The following is a 20,865-nucleotide window of genomic DNA, read 5'->3' as shown; positions in this document are numbered from 1 at the left end:
GTGATTCGTTGCCGGCCGTTGGGCGGATTGGCGTAACCCTTCCTTCATCCGATCGGGTGACAGACCAATCCGCTGGGAGCCCGGCACCGAATCCCCGTCGTGAGTGAAGATCGGAACGATCCGGAGAGCGGGGCCGCCGTGCCCCGGCGGTCCCGCTGGGTACGTGCGGCCTGTGCCGCGCTCGGCGGTGTCATCGCCGGGTTCTGCGCCCTGGCGGTCGCCGAGCTGGTGGCGGCGCTGGTGCGTCCCGAGGCGGGTCCGGTCACGGCGGTGGGCGGTGCGGTGATCGACCGCACTCCCCCGGCGCTGAAGGACTTCGCCGTACGGAACTTCGGGACCAACGACAAGCTGGTCCTGGAACTCGGCATCCTGGCGGTCCTGGCGCTGTTCGCCGTGGCGGTGGGGCTGCTGACGCTCCGCCACCGGCTCGCCGGGTCGGCGGCCGTGCTGGTCTTCGGCGCGGTCGGGGCGGTGGCGGCGATCGGGCGGCCCGAGGGGCAGGTCTCCGACGCCCTGCCCTCCGTGGTGGGTGCCGTGCTGGCCGCTGGGGTGCTGTACTTCCTGGCGGGACGGCTGTCCCCGGCTGCGGCCCCCTCCTCGGGGGAAGGGGCCGCGACCGGCTTCGACCGGCGCGGGTTCGTCCTCGCGGCGAGCGCCGCTGCGGTGGTCTCGGCCGGGGCCGGGCTGCTGGGACGACGGCTCACCTCGGCCGTGCAGGCCGGGGCCGAGGCGTCCCGGCGCGATCTGAAGCTCCCCGTGCCCGCGTCGCCCGCCCCTGCCGTGCCGGCCGGCGCCGACCTGGAGATCCGGGGCCTGAGCCCGTTCGTCACGCCCAACAAGGACTTCTACCGCGTCGACACGGCCCTGGTCGTGCCGAGGGTGGACGCCGGGGCGTGGCGGCTGCGGATCCACGGCAAGGGCGTGTCCCGGCCGGTGACGCTCGGCTTGCGGGACCTGATGCGCCGTAAGGCCGTCGAGCGCGACATCACGCTGACCTGCGTCTCCAACGAGGTGGGGGGGCCGTACGTCGGCAACGCCCGGTGGCTGGGCGTGCGCCTCGCCGATCTGCTGCGGGAGGCGGGCGTGCGGCCCCCGTCGGAGGGCGGGCCGGCCGATCAGCTCGTGGCGCGTTCGGTGGACGGCATGACGATCGGCACCCCCGTCGAGGACGTCATGGACGGCCGCGAGGCCCTGCTCGCCTTCGGCATGAACGGCGAGCCGCTGCCCTTCGCGCACGGCTTCCCGGTCCGGATGGTCGTCCCCGGACTGTACGGATACGTGTCGGCCTGCAAGTGGATCAAGGACATCGAGCTGACCACCTTCGACGCGTACGACGCGTACTGGGTGAAGCGGACCTGGTCCCGGCGGGCGCCCGTCAAGACCCAGGCGCGCATCGACACCCCGCGCCCCTTCGCGTCCCCGAAGGCGGGCACGGTGCCGGTCGCCGGGGTCGCCTGGGCCCAGCACCGGGGCATCACCCGGGTCGAGGTCCGGGTGGACGGCGGCCCGTGGCACCCGGCGCGGCTCGCGGCGCCGGCGGGCCGGGACGTCTGGCGCCAGTGGGTATGGGAGTGGCCGGCCACCCCGGGCAGCCACACCCTGGAGGTCCGCGCCACCGACGGGACCGGCACCACACAGACCGCCCGCCGCGTCGGCACCGTTCCGGACGGCGCCACCGGCCGGCACTCGGTGGTGGTCGACGTGTCCTGAACACGCGGTCCCGCCGCCTCCCCGACATGCGCACCGTCCGTCCGGGCCCCGCGCACCCCGAGCCAATTACCCTACGCAATCGCACAGTTACCCAAACAGGAGAACACCATGAAGGTCATCCACGCCCGCCGCGCCGCCGTCGCGCTGTCCGCCGCGCTCGTCCTGCCGCTGGCCCTGACGGCCTGTTCGGACGACTCCAAGGACAGCGCGTCCGGGTCGAGCGCGAGCTCCGCGAAGGCCCCGGCCTCGCCGTCCGCCGAGAAGTCCATGGACACGGACAAGCCCTTCGGCCCGGCCTGCGCCTCGGTCCCGAAGAGCGGATCGGGCTCCTTCACCGGAATGGCGAAGGACCCCGTCGCCACGGCGGCTTCGCACAACCCGGCCCTGTCCACCCTGGTCACCGCGGTCAAGAAGGCCGGCCTGGTCGACACGCTCAACAACGCGCAGAACATCACCGTGTTCGCCCCGACCAACGACGCCTTCGCCAAGGTCCCGAAGGCCGACCTCGACAAGCTCCTCGCCGACAAGGCCGCACTCACCAAGGTCCTCACCTACCACGTGGTGGGCCAGAAGCTGACGCCGAAGCAGCTGGAGAAGGGCTCGTTCGAGACCCTGGAGAAGGGTGAGCTGACGACCTCGGGCTCGGACATGACGTACACCGTCAACGACTCGTCGAAGGTCGTCTGCGGCAACGTCCCCACGGCCAACGCCACCGTCTACATCGTGGACACGGTCCTCATGCCGCCCGCCGCCTGACCGCCCTCCTCGCGGTGGGCCACCCGGCCCGCCGCGAGGCCCCGGCCGGCCGGTGCGAATCCTGCGGACATCACGTCGCCTCGAACCTGCACATAAGCGACGGATAAGAGCAGAATGGTCAGTGCGGGCCGCTTCCCGCGTATGGCGGTGACCGGGTCCGCGCGATCCGAAGGGGACGAAACTCATGTCAAACGTCTCGCACGTCGGCCACGACATGGCCGGACACCCCGATGTGTCGGAAATGAACGACCGTTACGCACGCGTCATGGGCGGCCGCGACGTGGCGCTCGTGGACGCACCGGTCTTCCTGGTCGGCCTCTACTGCGCCGTGTCTCCGTGGGTGCTGCACTTCACCACCTCGCAGTCCGCGCTGGTGACGCACAACCTGGTCATGGGCATCGCCATCGCCGTGCTCGGCCTCGGGTTCACCGCGATGCCGCAGCGGATGTACGGCCTGAGCTGGGCCATCTGCGCCATGGGTGCCTGGATGATCATCTCGCCCTGGGTGGTGGGCAGCAGCCCGGACACCGGCGTCATCCTCAACAACGTCATCATCGGCGGACTGACCGCCCTGCTCGGACTGGTCTGCGCGGGCGCGTCGATGAAAATGAGCCGAGGCCGCCGGTCCTAGCCGGTCCTCCCCGGGGAAGGGACCCCGCACGGAAGCCGACCGGACCGCGCGCCCGGTCGGCTTCCGCGTGTCTCAGCCCAGGGAGCTGTACGCGACAACGCCCCGCAGCACCTCGTCGACCGCCTTGCGGGCGCTCCTGGCCACCGAGCTGTTCTCCCGGGGCGCGGCGGCTGCCACCTGCCCCAGCACGTCGATGACCTGCTTGCACCAGCGCACGAAGTCACCGGCCGGCATGTCCGCCTCGCGCAGCACCTCGTCCAGCGAGCGGCCGGAGGCCCACATGTACACCGCCCAGGCGAAGCCGAGATCGGGCTCGCGCTGGCCCACCCCCTCCGCCTGGTTGATCTTGAAGTCCTCCTCCAGGGCGTCGAGCCGCCCCCAGATGCGGACCATCTCGCCCAGCGCGGTCCTCGCGGGCCCCGACGGCAGCTTCGGCGCGACCGCGTCGTCGGCCTGCCGCGCCTCGTACACCAGGGCGGAGACGCACGCCGCGAGCTCCGCCCCGTTCAGCCCCTCCCAGACGCCGGCGCGCAGGCACTCGCTCGCCAGCAGATCGAGCTCGCCGTAGAGCCGGGCGAGGCGCCGCCCGTGCTCGGTGACCTCGCTGCCGCGCAGGTAGTCCAGTTCGGTGAGCAGGGCCACGATCCGGTCGAAGGTGCGGGCGATGGTGTTGGTGCGCCCCTCGATGCGGCGCTCCAGCTGACGGGTGTCGCGCTGGAGCCGGTGGTAGCGCTCGGCCCAGCGCGCGTGGTCCTCGCGCTCGTCGCACCCGTGGCAGGGGTGGGCGCGCAGCTCGGCCCGCAGGCGCGCGATCTCGCGGTCGTCGGCGGCGGGGGCGCGCCCGCGGCGGTGCCGGTCCGGGACGATGTGCCCGGCCTTGGTCCGCAGCGCGGAGGCCAGGTCCCGGCGCGACTGCGGTGAGCGCGGGTTGAACGACTTGGGCACCCGCATCCGCTCCACGGCCTCCACGGGCACCGGGAAGTCGATCGAGGCGAGCCGCTTCACCTGCCGCTCGGCGGTCAGCACCAGCGGGCGGGGCCCGTCGTGGTACTCCATGCCGCGGTGCCCGTGCCCGTTGGTGCGGCCGGCCGGGAGCCCGGGGTCGAGGACGAGCGCGAGGCCGGCGAACTTGCCGGTCGGGACGTGGATGACATCGCCGGGCTTCAGCTTCTCCAGGGACGCGGCGGCGGCGGCCCGCCGCTGCGAGGCCCCCTGCTTGGCCAGCTCCGTCTCCCGGTCCTTGAGGTCGCGGCGCAGCCGCGCGTACTCCTCGAAGTCACCGAGATGGCAGGTCATGCCCTCGCGGTAGCCCTCCAGACCCTCCTCGTTGCGCTGGACCTGACGGGAGATCCCGACCACCGAGCGGTCCGCCTGGAACTGCGCGAACGAGGTCTCCAGGAGCTCGCGCGAGCGGTGCCGCCCGAACTGCTGCACCAGATTCACGGCCATGTTGTACGAGGGGCGGAAGCTGGAGCGCAGCGGATACGTACGCGTGCCGGCGAGTCCGGCGAGGGCGCCCGGGTCCATGCCGCGCTGCCAGAGCACCACGGCGTGGCCCTCGACGTCGATCCCGCGCCGCCCGGCCCGGCCGGTGAGCTGGGTGTACTCGCCGGGGGTGATGTCGGCGTGCTGCTCGCCGTTCCACTTGACGAGCTTCTCCAGGACCACCGAGCGGGCGGGCATGTTGATGCCGAGCGCCAGCGTCTCCGTCGCGAAGACGGCCTTGACGAGGCCCCGGACGAACAGCTCCTCGACGATCTCCTTGAACCTCGGGAGCATCCCGGCGTGGTGCGCGGCGATGCCCCGCTCCAGGCCCTCCAGCCACTCGTAGTAGCCCAGGACGTGCAGGTCCTCGGACGGGATGGACGCCGTCCGCTCCTCCACGATCTCCCGCACCAGCCGGCGGTTGTCGTCGTCGTTGAGCCGGAGCCCGGCGTGCAGGCACTGCTGGACGGCGGCCTCGCAGGCGGCCCGGCTGAAGATGAAGGTGATCGCGGGGAGCAGCCCCTCGGCGTCCAGCCGGTCGATGACCTCGGGGCGCGAAGGCGTCCAGATCCGGCTGCGCTGACGCCGCTCGCGCTCGCGGTCCGCCTCACGCACCATCTTGCCGCGCCGGCGCTCGCGCGGGTTGTACCCGCGCTGGTTCTCCATCCGGGCCAGGCGGACGAGGTCGGGGTTGACCTCGCGGCGGCCGGTGCCCCGGCCGCCGTGGTCGCTCTCCTCCTCGAAGAGGTCGTACATCCGGCGGCCGGCCAGCACGTGCTGCCAGAGCGGAACGGGCCGCTGCTCGGAGACGATCACCTCGGTGTCGCCGCGCACGGTGTCCAGCCAGTCGCCGAACTCCTCCGCGTTGGACACGGTCGCCGACAGGGAGACCAGGGTGACCGACTCGGGGAGGTGGATGATCACCTCTTCCCAGACGGCGCCCCGGAAGCGGTCGGAGAGGTAGTGCACCTCGTCCATGACCACGTGTCCGAGGCCGTTGAGCGCCTGGGAGCCCGCGTACAGCATGTTCCGCAGGACCTCGGTGGTCATGACGACGACCGGGGCGTCCGCGTTGACGCTGTTGTCACCGGTGAGCAGGCCGACCTTGTCGGCGCCGTAGCGCCTGGCCAGGTCGGCGAACTTCTGGTTCGACAGGGCCTTGATCGGCGTGGTGTAGAAGCATTTGCGGCCCTGCTCCAGGGCGAGGTGCACGGCGAATTCGCCGACGATCGTCTTGCCCGAGCCGGTGGGGGCGGCGACGAGCACGCCCTTCCCGGCCTCCAGCGCCTTGCACGCCTCGATCTGATACGGGTCGAGATCGAAGTCGTACATCTCGCGGAACGGCCCGAGAGCGGTCGCCTGCTCGGCCGCCCGGAGCCGGGAAGCCTGGTAGCGCTCAGCTGGTGAGAGGTCCTCTGTCATCTTGTTGTCGAGCCTACCCGCCACCTCTGACAGTGACGCGATCTTTAATCGCCCATGACAGAGGCCGGGGTGGCCCCCAGCACCTGTACGGCCTTCGGCACGCAGGCGGCGGTCAGCGGAAGCGCGCCGAGGGGTTCGCCGTCCGCGTACGCGGTGACGCCGACGGCTTCGAGGGTGACCGACGAGGCCCGGTGCACGGTGACGACGGGATGGCCGAGGTGCGTCCCCCTGTACACCCGGGGGAAGACCTTGAGCAGGGTCGTACGGCTGCACTCGCCGACCACCGTGATGTCGAAGAGGCCGTCAGCCATGTCCGCGTCCGCGCAGATGCGCATGCCGCCGCCGTACGAGGTGCCGTTGCCGACCGCGACGAGCGTCGCCCGGATCTCGCGCGCGGGCCCGCCGTCGAGCGACATGCGGTACGTGACCGGCTTGAAGGCGGCCAGCTCGGCGAGGATCGCCAGGTCGTACTTGAAGCGGCCGCCCACCCAGCGCATCCGGTTGCCCCGGTCGTTGACCCGGGAGTCGAAGCCGGAGGCGAGCACGGAGCCGAACCAGCGCTCCCCGGCCCGGCCGAGGTCGACCTCGCGCACGGGCGCCCGGCCCTTGAGCGCGTCGGCGGCCAGCCGGCCCGAGGCCTCCGGGTCGCGTATCGGCAGGCCCAGGGCGCGCGCGAAGTCGTTGCCCGTCCCCACCGCCACCACGCCGAGCGGGGTGAGCGTCCCGGCGACCGCCTGGAGGGCCAGCGACATGAGCCCGTCCCCGCCGACGGCTATGAGCGCGCCCGTGCCCCCCGCGACCGCGTCCCGGGCCCGGCGCAGCGCGTCGCCGGCGTCCTCGCCGAGGATCGTGCGTACGGAGAAGCCGGCCTCCCGCAACGCGGAAGCGGCCGGCTGCGCGGCTCGCGCGCCCCGGCCGCGTCCCGCGGTGGGATTGACGAAGAGGGTGATCTCGCTGGTCACCCGGGGACCCTACAAGGTCAGGTGATGTCGTCGTAACCGTCGCGCAGCGAGGACCGCCCGCCGTCGGCCTGGCCGGGCAGCGTGGGCGAGGCCGACACGTGCTCCATGTCGCCGATGTCCTCGGGGGTGAGGTCGAGCTGCGACGCCTCGTCGTCGTCCAGGTCGGCGTCCGGGTTCTTCCGCTTCCGGCGCCGGTCGTTGGCGATGCAGATGCCGAGGGCGATGAAGTACAGCAGCACGATGGGGGCGGCCAGCGTCAGCATCGTGAGCGGGTCACCGGTGGGCGTGGCCACCGCGGCGAAGACCGTGATGCCCATGACCATCGCGCGCCACCAGGAGCCGAGCCGCTTGGCCGTGAGTATCCCGGTGAAGTTCAGCAGGACGAGCAGCAGGGGCAGCTCGAAGGCGAGGCCGAACACGACCACCATGCGCGTGACGATGTTGAGGTAGTCGTCGATCGGCAGCAGGGGCTTCGTGTCGTCGGGGGTGAATTCCTGCAGCACGGCCGCCGTCTGCGGCATCAGGATGTAGGCGAGGGCGGCGCCGACCAGGAAGAGCGGGACACCGATGCCGACGAAGCTGAGCGCGTACCGCCTCTCGTGCTTGTGCAGGCCGGGGGCGAGGAACGCCCACAGCTGGTAGAGCCAGACCGGGGTGGAGAACACCACTCCTGCCATGAGTGAGACCTTGAGGGCGATGGAGAAGGGCGCGACGAAGCCCTGCACCGTCATCTCGGCGCACGGGTTGCCGTTGGACTGCCTCGTCTCACCATGGGCGCAGCCGACCGACTCCAGGACCGGATGGATCAGGAAGCTGATCAGGTCGTTGTAGAAGAAGGCCGTGACCGTGGTGATCACGAGGATCGCCACGACGGCGACCAACAGTCGGTTACGCAACTCTCGCAGGTGATCAGCGAGAGGCATCCGCCCCTCGCTGTCCTTCTCCTGCTTGCGGGCAGACTTGAGCAACCCACTTCCCTCGTCTCGTGCGGCGGCTGACGGAAGGGTCCGTCAGCGCGGTCAGCTCTGGGTGGTGGGCTTCGCTTCGCTCACCGGGCGGGAGCTGGTGACGTCACCGGGCGCGGCCTGGATCGTGCGGGCGGCGGCCTGCTGGGCGGCGGGGTCGGCGGCGTCGGTGGTGGTCACCGTCGGCTCGTCGTCCTTCTTCATGGCCTTGGCCTCGCTCTTGAGGATGCGGGCCGACTTGCCCAGCGAACGGGCCATGTCGGGAAGCTTCTTGGCGCCGAACAACAGCAGGATGACAGCGATGATCAATACGATCTCGAGAGGCTTCAGATTGCCCATGGTGTGCTTCCTTCTGGCTGAGGCGGCTGGAGGTGGGCTCGCTGCCCTTGAGTGGCGGATACACGTCCGACGATGCGCCGGCAGCGATCGTAACCCGCGGGAGTAAACGCGAGGCAATGCCCGTGCATACTTTCGATTGCGGCCCGCACCTCCCTGCCTGGGCCGTCTTGCAGCAGCGTACCTCCCGGGCCCTGGAAACAGGAGGCCGCGTCTACGGGCCCTCTAGGGCAGCGTCTTTCCCGTGGCGGCGAGCCGTTCGGCGGCGCGTTCCAGGTCGTCGGCGGCGCGGTTGATGCGCTCCGTGGTGCGGGTCACCTGGTGGCCGAGGCGCTGGGCCTCGACGAACACCCTGATGGCGAGCACGCCGAGCACGGCGATTCCGAGGAATCCCAGGGCGATGGCGAGCATGGGCCAGAACATGCGCGAGAAGCCTTTCAGGAGCCGGTGTGCAGACGCAGCGTCGGTACGCCGCCGTCGGTGAGGAGCTCCACTATCCGCTCCCCCGCCGGTTTGCGGACACACGCGGCGCAGTCGGGGCAGGTGAAGGAGTAGAAGGTGGTGCGGCTGGTCGCGCCGATCACCAGCCGGAACTCCGCCGCCGCCAGCTCGGACCGCGCGCGGCAGTCGGGGCAGGCGGCCTTGAAGCGCGCCGACTCCGGCACCGCAACGGTCGGTACGGCGGCGCGGCCCGGCAGCGCGGACAGGTGACCCATGTCTGCAGCCGTCCCTTCAGACCGTGCCGTCGTACGCGGCGAGCGCCGCCCGCGCCGCACTCCGCGCGCTCTCGGCCAGCTCCGGGGGCGAGACGATGCGCCCCTCCCGGCCGAGCCGCAGCGCGAGCCGGCGCAGTGAGGCCGGGTCCGGGGTCCGCAGGGTGATCCGCAGACCGCCGTCGGGCAGCTCCTCCGCCCGGTCGTGCGGGTAGTACTCGGCGACCCAGCGCCCGCCGGGGCCGACCTCGATGACGACTTCCGGGTCCTCGGCGGCCGGCTGGACCAGCCCTTCGGACAGGTCCCGCAGCTCCAGCTCGGGCGGGGCGGCGGGCTCGTCGAGCAGCCGGATCTCGGCGACCCGGTCGAGGCGGAAGGTGCGCCGGTCCTCGGAGGAGCGGCACCACGCCTCCATATAGGTGTGCCCGACGGCGAAGAGCCGGATCGGGTCCACCTCGCGCTCGGTGAGCTCGTCGCGGGCGGGCGAGTAGTAGCGCAGCCACAGCCGGCGCCGCTCCGAGATCGCCCGGTCCACCTCGGCGAAGACGCCGCCCTCGGACTCGAAGGTGACCGAGAGCCGGGAACTGGCGGCGCCCACCTCTCCGGCGGCGGTCTCCAGCTTGGCGGTGGCCCGCAGCAGCGCCTGCCGGTCGCTCTCGCGCAGCCCGGGCAGGGTCGCCACGGCACGGGCGGCGACCAGCAGAGCCGTCGCCTCGTCGGCGGCGAGCCGCAGCGGTTCGGCGACGTCGTCCGCGTTGTGCCACCAGATGCGGTCGCCGTCGGTGTCGATGTCGAGCAGGTCGCCGCCCCGGAAGCTGGTCCCGCACATGGGCAGCACGTCCAGGTCGGAGATCAGCTCGTCCTCGGTGATCCCGAAGGCCCGGGCGACGTCCTGGACGTGGGCGCCGGGGCGCTCACGGAGGTACGTCACCAGGGAGAGCATCCGGCGCGTCTGGTCGATGGCGTTCGTGGCCATGAATACGGTCCCCTCAGTCCTTGGCCACGGCGCGCAGCCGGTCCACCACGTCGGCCCGCAGGTCCTCGGGTCCGGTGACGACGACGTCGGGCCCGAACTCCACGAGCCAGGCGTCCAGGCCGTGTCCGTACGGGATCTCCAACTCGTCCCACCCGTTCCCGAGTTCCCGGACCGACAGGGCCCGGGCGCGCAGCGGGTAGCCGGAGTCGGTGCGGAGCCTGATCAGGGCGGTCCGGGTGGCCGTCTCGCCGGCCCAGCTCTCCACGGTCTCGCGGACGGTGACCACGTCGGGCACCTCGGCGGTGAAGGCGCCGGCCCGGGAGCGCACCTTTCCGGTGATCCGGGAGAGCCGGAAGACGCGCTCGGCGCCCCGCTCACGGTCCCAGCCGGCGAGATACCAGTGGCCGCGCCAGCATTCCAGGGTCCACGGCTCGACCTGGCGCTGCTCGGGCTGGGCGGCGTTGGCCTTGCGGTAGTCGAAGGTCACCGGGCGGCGGTCGCGGCAGGCCAGCATCAGGGGCTCGAACGCGGCCTCGTGGACGGGGATGCGGGGTTCGAGGGCGCTGTGCACCTCGTAGGCGTCCTCGGTCTCGGGCATCCCGGCCGCCCGCAGCTTCTGCAGGGCCCCGCTGGCCGCGCCGGCGAGGCGGGCCTGCTGCCAGACCTTCGCGGCCAGGCCGAGCGCGGCGGCCTCCTCGGCGTCCAGCGTGATGGGCGGCAGCCGGTTGCTGTCGCGGCGGGCGAGATAGCCGGTGTCGCCGTCCAGGTTCTCCACGGTCTCGATGACCAGGCCGAGCTCCCGCAGGTCGTCCTTGTCGCGCTCGAACATCCGGTTGAAGGCGTCGTCGGAAGCCGCTTCGAGGTACGCCTCGATGGAGCCGCGCAGCTCGCGCTTGCTGAGCGGGCGCCGGGTCCCCAGCAGACACAGCGCCAGGTTCATCAGCCGCTCGGCCTTGGCAATCGCCATCGACGCCCTTTCCCTTGTGCTCTACGACGCTCGACCGTACCGCCCCGGGGTGTCCGGACAAAAGCGAGGGCCCGCACCTCGCGGTACGGGCCCTGCTGCTCTTACCGCGGGCGGGATCAGACGGCGACCAGGTCGCAGACGAAGATCAGCGTCTCGCCCGGGGCGATCGTGCCGCCGCCGGCGCCGCGGTCGCCGTAGGCGAGGTGCGCGGGGATGGTCAGCTGGCGGCGGCCGCCGACCTTCATGCCCTGCACGCCCCTGTCCCAGCCCGGGATGACCTGGCCGGCACCGAGCTGGAACTGCAGCGGCTTGCCGCGGTTCCACGAGGCGTCGAACTCCTCGCCCGTGGAGAAGGCGACACCCACGTAGTGGACGGAGACGGTCTGGCCCGCCTCGGCCACCTCGCCATCGCCCTCCCAGAGGTCCTTGATCTCCAGATCGGCCGGCGGCTCGCCACCCGGGAAGTCGACCTCGGGCTTCTCGATGCTCACTGACTTGCTCCTCTTACTGATGAACTGGGCAACCGGGACAGTCTTACATCTTCGCCAGGATGTCCACGGCGAAGACCAGCGTGGAGTTGGCGGGCACGCCCGACTGCTCCTTGTCACCGAGGCCCTGGTCCGGCGGCACGACCAGCAGCACCCGGCTGCCGATCTTCTTGCCGACCAGGCCGTCCTTCAGACCCTTGAGCGTGACCTGCGCCAGGGGGAAGGTCTGCGTCTTGCCCGTGGTGTAGGTGTTGTCGAACTCCTTGCCGCTCTTCCAGATCTTGGCCACGTAGTTCACGACGACCGAGTCGGTCTCCTTGACCACGTCGCCCTTGGACTCCAGCACGTAGTCGGAGACCAGCTTCTTCGGCGGGTCGACCTTGCTCGGAACGGTGACGCTCGGCGCCTTGCCGTCGGTGTTGGTGCCCACCTTCGGCAGGTCGGTGTTGTCCTGGGCGACCGCGGTGCCCTTGGCCGAGGCCGGGATCTGCTTCGCCTTCAGGACGTCCACGACGAAGACCAGGGTGGCGTTCGGCTTGATGTCGCCCTGGCCCTGGGCCCCGTAACCGAGGTCCGGCGGGATGACGAGCTGGACCCTGCTGCCGACCTTCTGGCCGACCAGGCCCTTCTCCCAGCCCTGGATGACCATGCCCGCGCCGAGCGTCAGGTCGAACGGCTGCTTGCGGTCGAAGCTGTTGTCGAACGGCTTGGTGGAGTCGTACGCCTGGCCGAGGTAGTTGACCTGGGTCACGTCGCCGTTCTTCAGCTTCGCGCCGTCGCCCTCGCTGATGACCTTGGTCTTCAGCTCCTTGGGGGGCGTACCCGTGCCCTTGGCCAGGGTGGGCTTCTCGCCGAACTTCGCGCCCGCGGTGATGGCGGGGAAACCGCCCTTGGAAGGGGCGGACGCGGAGGCGGAAGCGGAGTCGGAGCCCTTGTCGTCGCTGCCGCAGGCCGCTGACGACAACAGCAGCAGGGGGACGACGAGAAGGCCGGCAAGTCGGCGCACTGGTTCCTCAGATCTCAGACGGCATATGTGGGGGACACGCCCCGGGGGTTCCGGGACCCCGCCACTCTAGGCCGTGCGAAGGGCCCCGTACGAGGAACGTACGGGGCCCGAGTCGCACCGGGTGCCGGGCGTGTCCTGCGCCTCACATACCCGCGATCAGCTTCTCCACCCGGTCGTCCACCGACCGGAACGGGTCCTTGCACAGCACCGTGCGCTGCGCCTGGTCGTTGAGCTTGAGGTGGACCCAGTCGACGGTGAAGTCCCGCCGCTGCTCCTGGGCCCGCCGGATGAAGTCCCCGCGCAGCCGCGCCCTGGTCGTCTGCGGGGGCACCGACTTGCCCTCGAAGATCTTCAGGTCGTTGCAGATGCGGGCGGCCTGCCCCTTGCGCTCCAGGAGGTAGTACAGCCCCCGCCGGCGGTGGATGTCGTGGTAGGCGAGGTCTATCTGCGCGACCCTCGGGTTCGACATGGTCATGTTGTGCTTGGCCCGGTACCGCTCGATGAGCTTGTACTTCATGACCCAGTCGATCTCGGTGTCGATCCGGTCGAGGTCCTCGGCCTCGATCGCGTCGAGCGTGCGGCCCCACAGTTCGAGGACGCGCTCGACGTTGCCCGTGCGGATGCCGCGGCGGTCCACAAAGTCCACGGCCTTCTCGTAGTACTCGCGCTGCACCTCTATGGCCGACGCCTCCCGGCCACTGGCGAGGCGGACCTTGCGCTGCCCGGTGGTGTCGTGGCTGACCTCGCGGATCGCCCGGATCGGGTTCTCCAGGGTCAGGTCGCGCATCACCGTGCCCGCTTCGATCATGCGGAGCACCAGGTCGGTCGCGCCGACCTTGAGCAGCATGGTCGTCTCGGACATGTTGGAGTCCCCGACGATGACGTGGAGGCGGCGGTAGCGTTCCGCGTCCGCGTGCGGCTCGTCGCGGGTGTTGATGATCGGGCGGGAACGCGTCGTCGCGGAGCTGACGCCCTCCCAGATGTGCTCGGCACGCTGGCTGACGCAGTAGACCGCGCCCCGTGGGGTCTGGAGCACCTTGCCGGCGCCGCAGATCAGCTGCCTGGTGACGAGGAAGGGAATGAGGATGTCCGCGAGGCGGGAGAATTCCCCGTGCCGGGCGACGAGATAGTTCTCGTGGCAGCCGTAGGAGTTTCCCGCCGAGTCGGTGTTGTTCTTGAAGAGATAGACGTCGCCGGCGATTCCCTCCTCGTGCAGGCGGCGTTCGGCGTCGACGAGCAGGCCCTCGAGAATGCGCTCGCCGGACTTGTCGTGGGTGACCAGCTCGGTCAGGTTGTCGCATTCGGGGGTTGCATATTCCGGATGCGATCCCACGTCGAGGTAGAGGCGGGCGCCGTTCCGCAGAAAGACATTGCTGCTGCGGCCCCATGACACAACACGGCGGAAGAGGTAGCGCGCCACTTCATCAGGAGACAGTCGGCGCTGTCCCCTGAACGTGCACGTGACGCCGTACTCGTTCTCCAGCCCGAAAATGCGGCGGTCCATGACTGAACATTACGCCTGATGGCCCGAGCTGAAACCGGGTTCGACGGCACCGTTTCGATCATTTTCCGATCCTCGCACCGCTACGGCGGTACGGGGCGGAGCCGCGAGCACCCTCCCGGTGGCCAGCAGCACCAGCAGGGCCGCCACTCCACCGGCCCCCGCGACCGCGAAGCTCCACGCCGTCCCGCCCAGTTCGACGGCCGGACCGGCCACCGCGGTCCCCACGGCCGCGCCCACCCCGAAGGTCGTCACGAGCCACGAGAACGCCTCCGTCACCGTCCCGCGCGGGGCGTGCCGGTCGACCACGATGAACGAGCACGCGACGGCCGGCGCGAGGAACACCCCGGAGACGGCCGCCAGCACGGTCATCGCGACCGGGCCGGGCGTCAGCACCAGCGGCAGATAGCCCACCGCGAGCAGCGCCACGATCACCCGCAGCCGCCGCTCCGGCGCCCCCGCCCACTGCCGCGCCCCGTAGACCGCCCCGCCGATCAGGGCACCGAGGCCGAGCGCGGCCATCAGCCAGCCGTACACCGACTCCCGCCCCTGGTCGTCGGCGTACGCCATCGCGGCCACGGTGATCGAGCCCAGCGCGAGGCCCACGAAGAAGAACGAGCCGAGCAGTGCCAGCAGGCCGGGCGAGCGCAGCGCGCCCAGCCAGTGCGCCTCGCGCGGGGCGGAGCGCCAGGCCCGCGAGGGCTCGGAGAGCACGACCGACAGCGCGCCGAGCACCCCGATCGCATTGATGACCAGCAGCGCCGTGGCGGGCGACCAGAGGGCGGTCAGGAGCGTCACGAGCAGCGGGCCCGCCGTGAACATGACCTCCTGCGCGACGGCGTCCATGGCATAGGCCCGGTGCACCCGGTCCTCACCGCCCAGCACGCTCGGCCACAGCGCCCGCAGGCCGCCCTCCAGCGGGGGCGTGAAGAGACCGGCCACGGCCACCGCCGCGTATGCGAGCGGGAGCGAGCCGGTCCCCGCCACGGCGAGGAGCGCCATGCCGAGTGCGGAGACGACGGCGGCGGGCAGTTGGACGCGCGGTTGCCCGTACAGGTCCACCGCCCGGCCGAGCAGGGGCTGCCCGACCGCCGTGGCCAGCCCGTACACCGCCGCGAGCGCGCCCGCGATGCTGTAGCTGCCGCCCTCGGCCCGGACGAACAGCACGATCGCGATGCTCGCGGTGCCGTTCGGCAGCCGGCCCACCAGGGTGCCCGTCAGCAGCCTGGCGGCGTGCCGCGCCCGGAGGATGTCCAGATATCCCGCGGCCATGTCCCGCCCCTCTCCCTCGGGTGCCTGTGCGGGCCTGCGAGGTTTTACGTATAACTTCGGGGTTCATACGTACCATGAGCCCGTCCCCAGGTCCACCTCACGGGCCTGCACCGAACGGCCCGGAGGCCCGCGTGACCAGCCCCGCACCACCCGGGCCGCCCCGGCCCACCAGCCGGGACGTGGCCCGGGCCGCCGGCGTCTCCCAGGCCACGGTCTCGCTGGTGCTCGGCGACAAATGGCGGGGCCGGGTCTCCGAGTCCACCGCGGACCGGGTCCGCGACGCCGCCCGCGGCCTGGGCTACCGGCCCAACCTCGCCGCCCGCAATCTGCGCCTCGGCCGCACCCGGACGGCCCTCCTGGTCGTCCCGGCCCTCACCAACGAGTTCTTCGCCCAGGTGTACACCGGAGCCGCCTCGGTCGCCGCCGAGCACGGCTTCGGGGTCGTCCTCTACCCCTCCCCCGACGGCACCGGCCCGGCCCGCGACCCCTTCCCGTCGGCCCGGGCCGCGCTGGACGGGGTCATCGCCTCCTCCATGGCCGCCGACGCGCTCGACGCCCTGCACGGCGCGGACGTCCCCCTCGTGATGCTGGACAGCGACCCCTCGGCGCCCGGGCCCGCCGCCCGGGTCAACCTCGACATCGCCGACGGGATGCGCCAGGTGGCCCGCCATCTGCTCGCCCTCGGCCACCGGCGCTTCCTCCACCTCGCCTCGGCCGTCGACACCTGGACCTTCGTCTGCCGGGCGGACGCCCTGCGCGAGGAGCTGGGCCGGACCCCCGGCACCGCGGTCCGCACGGTGACCTCGGAGCTGGACGTACGGGCGGGGCGGGACGCGGCGGAAGAGGCGCTCGGGCTGCCCGGGCCCCGGCCGACCGCGATCGTCTGCGACGACGACATCCTGGCGGCGGGCGCGTGCAAGGCGGCCCGCCGGTTCGGGCTCCGGGTGCCGGACGACCTCTCGGTCACCGGCTTCGACGACCTGGCCCTGGCCACCGCGGTGGAGCCGGAGCTGACCACGGTCCGGCTGCCCGCCGTGCGGGTCGGCGAGCGCGGCATGGCCGCCCTGCTGGCGGTCCTCGACGGCCGGGGCGCCGAGCCGGGCAGCCTGCCGGTGCGGCTGGTCGTCCGGGGCTCGACGGGGCCGGTGCCGGGAGGCGCGGGCGCGTGACGGAGCCCCGGTCCGCCTGCGGGCGGACCGGGGATCGGCGGGCCGGGGTGGCGGTCGCTACTCCACGTCGCCGCCGGAATCCGTCGTGTCGGTCGTGGCCGTCGGGCTGTCCGAGGCGGTGTCGCCGTCCTCGGCGTCGGACGGGGCGTCGGTCGGCGTCGACGCGGCGGCCTCCGCTTCGAGGAGCCGGGCCAGCTGCCGGCCGACGATCCGCTTGAACTTGCGCTGCTGCGGCCGTGTGCGGTCCAGGACCGCGACCTCCAGCCGGTCGGCGGGGATCTCCCGCTCGCTGCCGTTGGGGTCGCGGGACAGCGCCTGCACCGCCAGCTTCAGCGCCTCGGCGAGCGACATCCCGTCGCGGTGGCGCTGGTCGAGGAAGGTGCTGATCTGCTCCGCGTTGCCGCCGACCGCGACCGAGCCGTGCTCGTCCACGATCGAGCCGTCGTGCGGCAGCCGGTAGATCTGGTCGCCCTCGGGCTCGGCGCCCACCTCGGCGACGACGAGCTCCACCTCGTACGGCTTCTCGGCCGCGCTGGAGAAGATGGTGCCGAGCGTCTGCGCGTAGACGTTCGCCAGTCCACGGGCAGTCACGTCGTCGCGGTCGTAGGTGTAACCGCGCAGATCCGCATAACGGACTCCGCCGATGCGGAGGTTCTCGTACTCGTTGTACTTTCCGGCGGCGGCGAAACCGATCCGGTCGTAGATCTCGCTGAACTTGTGCAGCGCGCGGGACGGGTTCTCGCCGACGAACACAATTCCGTCGGCGTACTGCAGCACAACCAGGCTGCGACCGCGGGCGATACCCTTCCGGGCGTATTCCGCCCGGTCGGCCATGGCCTGCTGAGGTGAGACATAGAACGGCGTCGACACCGGCTATCCGTCCCTTTCTGTCAGTGGCGGGAGCATCGAAGGAGCTGGATACGGACGCGTACTCAGAGCAGCGCGGCGCGCGGGCCGTCGGGCTGTTCCAGGCGGCGTTCCAGAATCGAGCGGGCGATCTCGGAGGATTCCGCGTCGGTCAGCTTCCGGAAGCCCTCGTCCGTGATGACGGTGACGATCGGATAGATACGGCGGCCCACGTCCGGACCGCCCGTCGCCGAGTCGTCGTCCGCCGCGTCGTACAGCGCCTGCACGACCAGCGTCAGCGTCTCCTGCTCCGTCAGGTCGTCGCGGTAGAGCTTCTTCATCGAGCCCCGGGCGAAGATCGAACCGGAACCGGTGGACGCGTAGCCGACGTGCTCCTCGGAACGCCCGCCGGTGACGTCGTAGCTGAAGATGCGCCCGCGCTCGCGGTCGATGTCGTAGCCGGCGAAGAGCGGGACGACGGCGAGGCCCTGCATGGCCATCGCCAGGTTGCTCCGGATCATCGTGGAGAGCCGGTTGGCCTTGCCCTCCAGGGAGAGCTGGGCGCCCTCCACCTTCTCGAAATGCTCCAGCTCCAGCTGGAAGAGCTTGACCATCTCCACGGCGAGACCCGCCGTACCGGCGATGCCCACCGCCGAGTACTCGTCGGCCGGGAAGACCTTCTCGATGTCGCGCTGCGCGATCATGTTCCCCATGGTCGCCCGCCGGTCACCGGCCAGGACGACACCGCCGGGGAAGGCCGCGGCCACGATCGTCGTGCCGTGCGGCGCCTCGACGGCGCCCTTCATGGGCGGCATCTGCCGGTTGCCCGGCAGCATCTCCGGCGCCTGGTCGGACAGGAAGTCCATGAAGGAGGACGATCCCGGCGTCAGGAAGGCAGCTGGTAGACGCCCGGTGCTACGAGTGTTGGCTTCCACGCGTTTCCCTCCACGTATGCGGCTGCACGCCTTATGGCATCCGGCCGGTCCTTGAGCTGCCCCAGGGCTGCGTTGCAGCTGAAGCACAGTACGCCCCGGACCCTACCCGTCTGATGACAGTGATCCACATGCTCCGCCGGAGCAGTTAAACAGATGCAGCACACGCCCTGCTGAGCCGCGATCAGTTCGTCAACCTCAGCCGGACTCAGACCGTACTTGCGCTGAAAGTAGGCGACCCGATTGCGCTCCGCGCGGCACGGACGGCAGTAGCTCGCCCAGCCATCGGAGGACGACCTGTTCCGTTCCCACTGGTCGTGCGGCTTCACCTCACCGCACTGCGGGCAGCGCTTGTGCCCTCGGGGGACCGGCACCTTGACACGAACGGACTTGCCCCTGGCCTCCTGGCGCTGCCGGTAGTACTCGGCCGAGCACTCCCGGCAGTACGCCTGAAGGCCATCCCGCATCGCCCTGTTACTGGCGAAGGACTCCGTCGGCAGAGTCCTTCGACAGCGGGAGCATTGTTTCCTCGCAGGAATATCGGACATTAAGTCCTATTCCCCGCCTTTCTGAACAAATGACCTCACGAAATCCTCGGCGTTCGACTCGAGCACGTCGTCGATCTCGTCGAGGACGTCGTCCACGTCGTCGCTCAGCTTCTCCTGGCGCTCCTTGAGGTCCTCGGAAGCCTGCGCGTCCTGCGCCTGCTCCTCGACCTCCTCCGTGGAGCGCGTCGCCTTCTGCTGTCCGCCGCCGGTGTCCTTGGTCGCCATCTAGCTCACCCCGCTCGGTTCGAAGCACTTGATCAGACCCTACCCATGGGGTCCGACATTGGCCCGGTACTTGTCTCAACGTCCGGAGGTCATCGGAATGATTCCCAGCCGGAAGCCCTTTCAGGCGCTCTCAGCCCCCTGAGAGGACCTGGACCAGCTCCTGCGCCGTACGGCACCGGTCCAGGAGGGATTTCACGTGCTCCCGGGTGCCCCGCAGGGGCTCCATCGTGGGCACCCGCTGGAGGGAGTCCTGGCCCGGCAGGTCGAAGATGACCGAGTCCCAGGAGGCCGCGGCGACGTCGTCCGCGTACTGTTCGAGGCAGCGGCCGCGGAAGTACGCCCTGGTGTCCTCGGGCGGCGCCGTACGGGCCCGCTCGACCTCCCGCTCGTCCAGGAGGCGTTTCATCCGGCCGCGGGCCACCAGACGGTTGTACAGCCCCTTGTCCTGCCGTACGTCCGCGTACTGCAGGTCCACCAGGTGCAGCCGGGCGGCGTCCCAGTCCAGGCCGTCGCGGCGCCGGTAGCCCTCCATGAGCTGCCGCTTCGCCACCCAGTCCAGCTCACCGGCCAGGCTCATCGGGTCGTTCTCCAGCCGGTTCAGGGTGTCCTCCCACCGGCTGAGGATGTCCTTGGTCTGCTCGTCTGCGTCCGCCCCGTACCGTTCCTCGACGTACTTGCGGCCCAGCTCGAAGTACTCCATCTGGAGCTGCACCGCGGTGAGTGTCCGGCCGCTGCGCAGCGTGATCAGCTGCTGGAGCCCGGGGTCGTGGGAGACCTGGTGCAGGGTGCGCACCGGCTGGTCGACGGCCAGGTCGACGTTGATGAAGCCGTCCTCGATCATGGACAGGACGAGCGAGGTGGTGCCGAGCTTCAGATACGTCGAGATCTCGGAGAGGTTGGCGTCGCCGATGATCACATGGAGCCGGCGGTACTTCTCGGCGTCCGAGTGCGGCTCGTCGCGGGTGTTGATGATGGGGCGCTTGAGCGTGGTCTCCAGGCCGACCTCGACCTCGAAGTAGTCGGCGCGCTGGCTGAGCTGGAAGCCGTGCTCGCCGCCGTCCTGGCCGATCCCGATCCGTCCGGCGCCGGTGACCACCTGGCGCGAGACGAAGAACGGCGTCAGGTGGCGCACGATGTCCGAGAACGGGGTCTCCCGCTTCATCAGGTAGTTCTCGTGCGTCCCGTAGGAGGCGCCCTTGTTGTCGGTGTTGTTCTTGTAGAGGTGGATCGGCTGGGCGCCCGGGAGCTGCGCCGCGCGCTCGGCCGCCTCGGCCATGATCCGCTCGCCGGCCTTGTCCCAGAGGACCGCGTCCCTGGGGTTGGTGATCTCCGGGGAGCTGTACTCGGGGTGCGCGTGGTCGACGTAGAGCCGGGCCCCGTTGGTGAGGATGACATTGGCCAGGCCGATGTCCTCGTCCGTGAGCTGGCTGGAGTCGGCGGTCTCGCGGGCGAGGTCGAAGCCTCGCGCGTCCCGCAGCGGATTCTCCTCCTCGAAGTCCCAGCGGGCGCGGCGCGCCCGGTGCATCGCCGCCGCGTAGGCGTTGACGATCTGGGACGAGGTGAGCATGGCATTGGCGTTGGGGTGTCCGGGGACGGAGATCCCGTACTCCGTCTCGATGCCCATTACTCGCCGTACGGTCATGCGGCCCTCCTTGCCCGGCGGCGCTCCCTTCCGGGGCGGCGCTCAAGTACCGCTGCTTGTTCGGTGCGTGCGCGGTCTGCCCGTCCCGCGCTGCGTGAACGGGTGGTACGCCTGAGCCTAGAACGCCCGCGTGCCGGTGGGGAGATCAATCGCGTCGTCATTGCCGCGGTGTCGCCCGCGGACGGCCGGAAAGCAACCGGCTGCGGAGGCCCGGAGTCTTGCCGAAACCTCGGTGGCGTCCGGCCGCCTTCGCGAAGATCAGCTGCCAGGGTCCGGCCAGTCGTACGAATGGCTGGAACGGGCTGGCTGCCAC

At 70.9% G+C, this 20,865-nt stretch carries 21 protein-coding genes; 4 read left to right on the top strand and 17 right to left on the bottom strand.

Annotation, left to right across the window (positions count from 1 at the left end):
• Positions 1–99: 99 nt before the first annotated feature.
• The 3 genes from ACN6LM_RS26620 (at position 100) to ACN6LM_RS26610 (ending at position 3,097) form a co-directional block, all read left to right on the top strand.
• A complete protein-coding gene (locus ACN6LM_RS26620) occupies positions 100–1,710 on the top strand; it encodes a sulfite oxidase (RefSeq protein ID WP_445067917.1) in 1,611 nt (536 codons plus the stop codon).
• 108 nt (positions 1,711–1,818) lie between these two features.
• On the top strand, positions 1,819–2,466 hold the full coding sequence (locus tag ACN6LM_RS26615) for a fasciclin domain-containing protein (protein WP_445067916.1): 648 nt from the start codon (positions 1,819–1,821) through the stop codon (positions 2,464–2,466).
• 184 nt (positions 2,467–2,650) lie between these two features.
• A complete protein-coding gene (locus ACN6LM_RS26610) occupies positions 2,651–3,097 on the top strand; it encodes an SPW repeat protein (protein ID WP_445067915.1) in 447 nt (148 codons plus the stop codon).
• 72 nt (positions 3,098–3,169) lie between these two features.
• On the opposite strand, the gene ACN6LM_RS26605 is transcribed toward ACN6LM_RS26610, so the two are convergent.
• From ACN6LM_RS26605 to ACN6LM_RS26550, 12 genes are all read right to left on the bottom strand, one after another.
• Positions 3,170–6,004: a DEAD/DEAH box helicase gene (locus ACN6LM_RS26605; RefSeq protein ID WP_445067914.1), complete on the bottom strand. Its 2,835-nt coding sequence runs from the start codon at positions 6,002–6,004 to the stop codon at positions 3,170–3,172.
• Between the two features lie 44 nt (positions 6,005–6,048).
• Complete coding sequence (locus ACN6LM_RS26600; protein WP_445067913.1) at positions 6,049–6,966, bottom strand: diacylglycerol kinase; 918 nt, start codon at positions 6,964–6,966, stop codon at positions 6,049–6,051.
• 17 nt (positions 6,967–6,983) lie between these two features.
• Positions 6,984–7,934 carry a twin-arginine translocase subunit TatC gene (gene tatC, locus ACN6LM_RS26595; protein WP_445067912.1) on the bottom strand — a complete coding sequence of 317 codons (951 nt, stop codon included), beginning with the start codon at positions 7,932–7,934 and terminating at the stop codon, positions 6,984–6,986.
• A gap of 51 nt (positions 7,935–7,985) precedes the next feature.
• On the bottom strand, positions 7,986–8,270 hold the full coding sequence (gene tatA, locus ACN6LM_RS26590) for a Sec-independent protein translocase subunit TatA (protein WP_445067911.1): 285 nt from the start codon (positions 8,268–8,270) through the stop codon (positions 7,986–7,988).
• A 222-nt stretch (positions 8,271–8,492) separates the two neighbouring features.
• Positions 8,493–8,690, bottom strand: coding sequence for a hypothetical protein (locus ACN6LM_RS26585; protein ID WP_425817893.1), 198 nt, complete (start codon positions 8,688–8,690; stop codon positions 8,493–8,495).
• Between the two features lie 14 nt (positions 8,691–8,704).
• Positions 8,705–8,983 (bottom strand): hypothetical protein, encoded by a 279-nt coding sequence (locus ACN6LM_RS26580; protein ID WP_383296894.1) that lies wholly within the window; start codon positions 8,981–8,983, stop codon positions 8,705–8,707.
• Positions 8,984–8,999: 16 nt separating this feature from the next.
• Positions 9,000–9,956 carry a helix-turn-helix transcriptional regulator gene (locus ACN6LM_RS26575; RefSeq protein ID WP_445067910.1) on the bottom strand — a complete coding sequence of 319 codons (957 nt, stop codon included), beginning with the start codon at positions 9,954–9,956 and terminating at the stop codon, positions 9,000–9,002.
• 13 nt (positions 9,957–9,969) lie between these two features.
• A complete protein-coding gene (locus ACN6LM_RS26570; RefSeq protein WP_018103750.1) occupies positions 9,970–10,923 on the bottom strand; it encodes a helix-turn-helix transcriptional regulator in 954 nt (317 codons plus the stop codon).
• A gap of 116 nt (positions 10,924–11,039) precedes the next feature.
• Entirely contained in the window at positions 11,040–11,414 is a 375-nt protein-coding gene (locus ACN6LM_RS26565; protein WP_445067909.1) for an FKBP-type peptidyl-prolyl cis-trans isomerase, read from the bottom strand.
• 43 nt (positions 11,415–11,457) lie between these two features.
• Positions 11,458–12,417, bottom strand: a complete 960-nt coding sequence (locus ACN6LM_RS26560; protein ID WP_445067908.1) for an FKBP-type peptidyl-prolyl cis-trans isomerase — start codon at positions 12,415–12,417, stop codon at positions 11,458–11,460.
• Positions 12,418–12,559: 142 nt separating this feature from the next.
• Complete coding sequence (gene pafA / locus ACN6LM_RS26555; RefSeq protein ID WP_073967929.1) at positions 12,560–13,921, bottom strand: Pup--protein ligase; 1,362 nt, start codon at positions 13,919–13,921, stop codon at positions 12,560–12,562.
• A 9-nt stretch (positions 13,922–13,930) separates the two neighbouring features.
• On the bottom strand, positions 13,931–15,190 hold the full coding sequence (locus ACN6LM_RS26550; protein ID WP_445067907.1) for an MFS transporter: 1,260 nt from the start codon (positions 15,188–15,190) through the stop codon (positions 13,931–13,933).
• A gap of 131 nt (positions 15,191–15,321) precedes the next feature.
• Here ACN6LM_RS26550 and ACN6LM_RS26545 point away from each other — a divergent pair, with 131 nt between their 5' ends.
• Positions 15,322–16,359 carry a LacI family DNA-binding transcriptional regulator gene (locus ACN6LM_RS26545; protein ID WP_445067906.1) on the top strand — a complete coding sequence of 346 codons (1,038 nt, stop codon included), beginning with the start codon at positions 15,322–15,324 and terminating at the stop codon, positions 16,357–16,359.
• A 57-nt stretch (positions 16,360–16,416) separates the two neighbouring features.
• On the opposite strand, the gene prcA is transcribed toward ACN6LM_RS26545, so the two are convergent.
• The 5 genes from prcA to dop all read right to left on the bottom strand — a co-directional run bounded on the left by prcA (position 16,417) and on the right by dop (position 20,552).
• Positions 16,417–17,229 (bottom strand): proteasome subunit alpha, encoded by an 813-nt coding sequence (gene prcA / locus ACN6LM_RS26540; protein ID WP_445067905.1) that lies wholly within the window; start codon positions 17,227–17,229, stop codon positions 16,417–16,419.
• 62 nt (positions 17,230–17,291) lie between these two features.
• Positions 17,292–18,140 carry a proteasome subunit beta gene (prcB, locus tag ACN6LM_RS26535; protein ID WP_445067904.1) on the bottom strand — a complete coding sequence of 283 codons (849 nt, stop codon included), beginning with the start codon at positions 18,138–18,140 and terminating at the stop codon, positions 17,292–17,294.
• The gene (locus tag ACN6LM_RS26530; RefSeq protein WP_405884435.1) at positions 18,092–18,604 is read right to left on the bottom strand and encodes an endonuclease VII domain-containing protein; all 513 of its coding nucleotides are present in this window, start codon (positions 18,602–18,604) and stop codon (positions 18,092–18,094) included. The genes prcB and ACN6LM_RS26530 overlap by 49 nt, the downstream gene beginning before the upstream one ends.
• Positions 18,605–18,691: 87 nt before the next feature.
• Entirely contained in the window at positions 18,692–18,910 is a 219-nt protein-coding gene (locus tag ACN6LM_RS26525; RefSeq protein ID WP_018103742.1) for a ubiquitin-like protein Pup, read from the bottom strand.
• 130 nt (positions 18,911–19,040) lie between these two features.
• The gene (dop, locus tag ACN6LM_RS26520; protein ID WP_445067903.1) at positions 19,041–20,552 is read right to left on the bottom strand and encodes a depupylase/deamidase Dop; all 1,512 of its coding nucleotides are present in this window, start codon (positions 20,550–20,552) and stop codon (positions 19,041–19,043) included.
• Positions 20,553–20,865 lie beyond the last annotated feature (313 nt).

This window comes from Streptomyces sp. SAS_281 (assembly GCF_052542855.1).
Note: the sequence above shows the minus strand (reverse complement) of the source record. Positions and strands in the feature narration are given on the sequence as shown.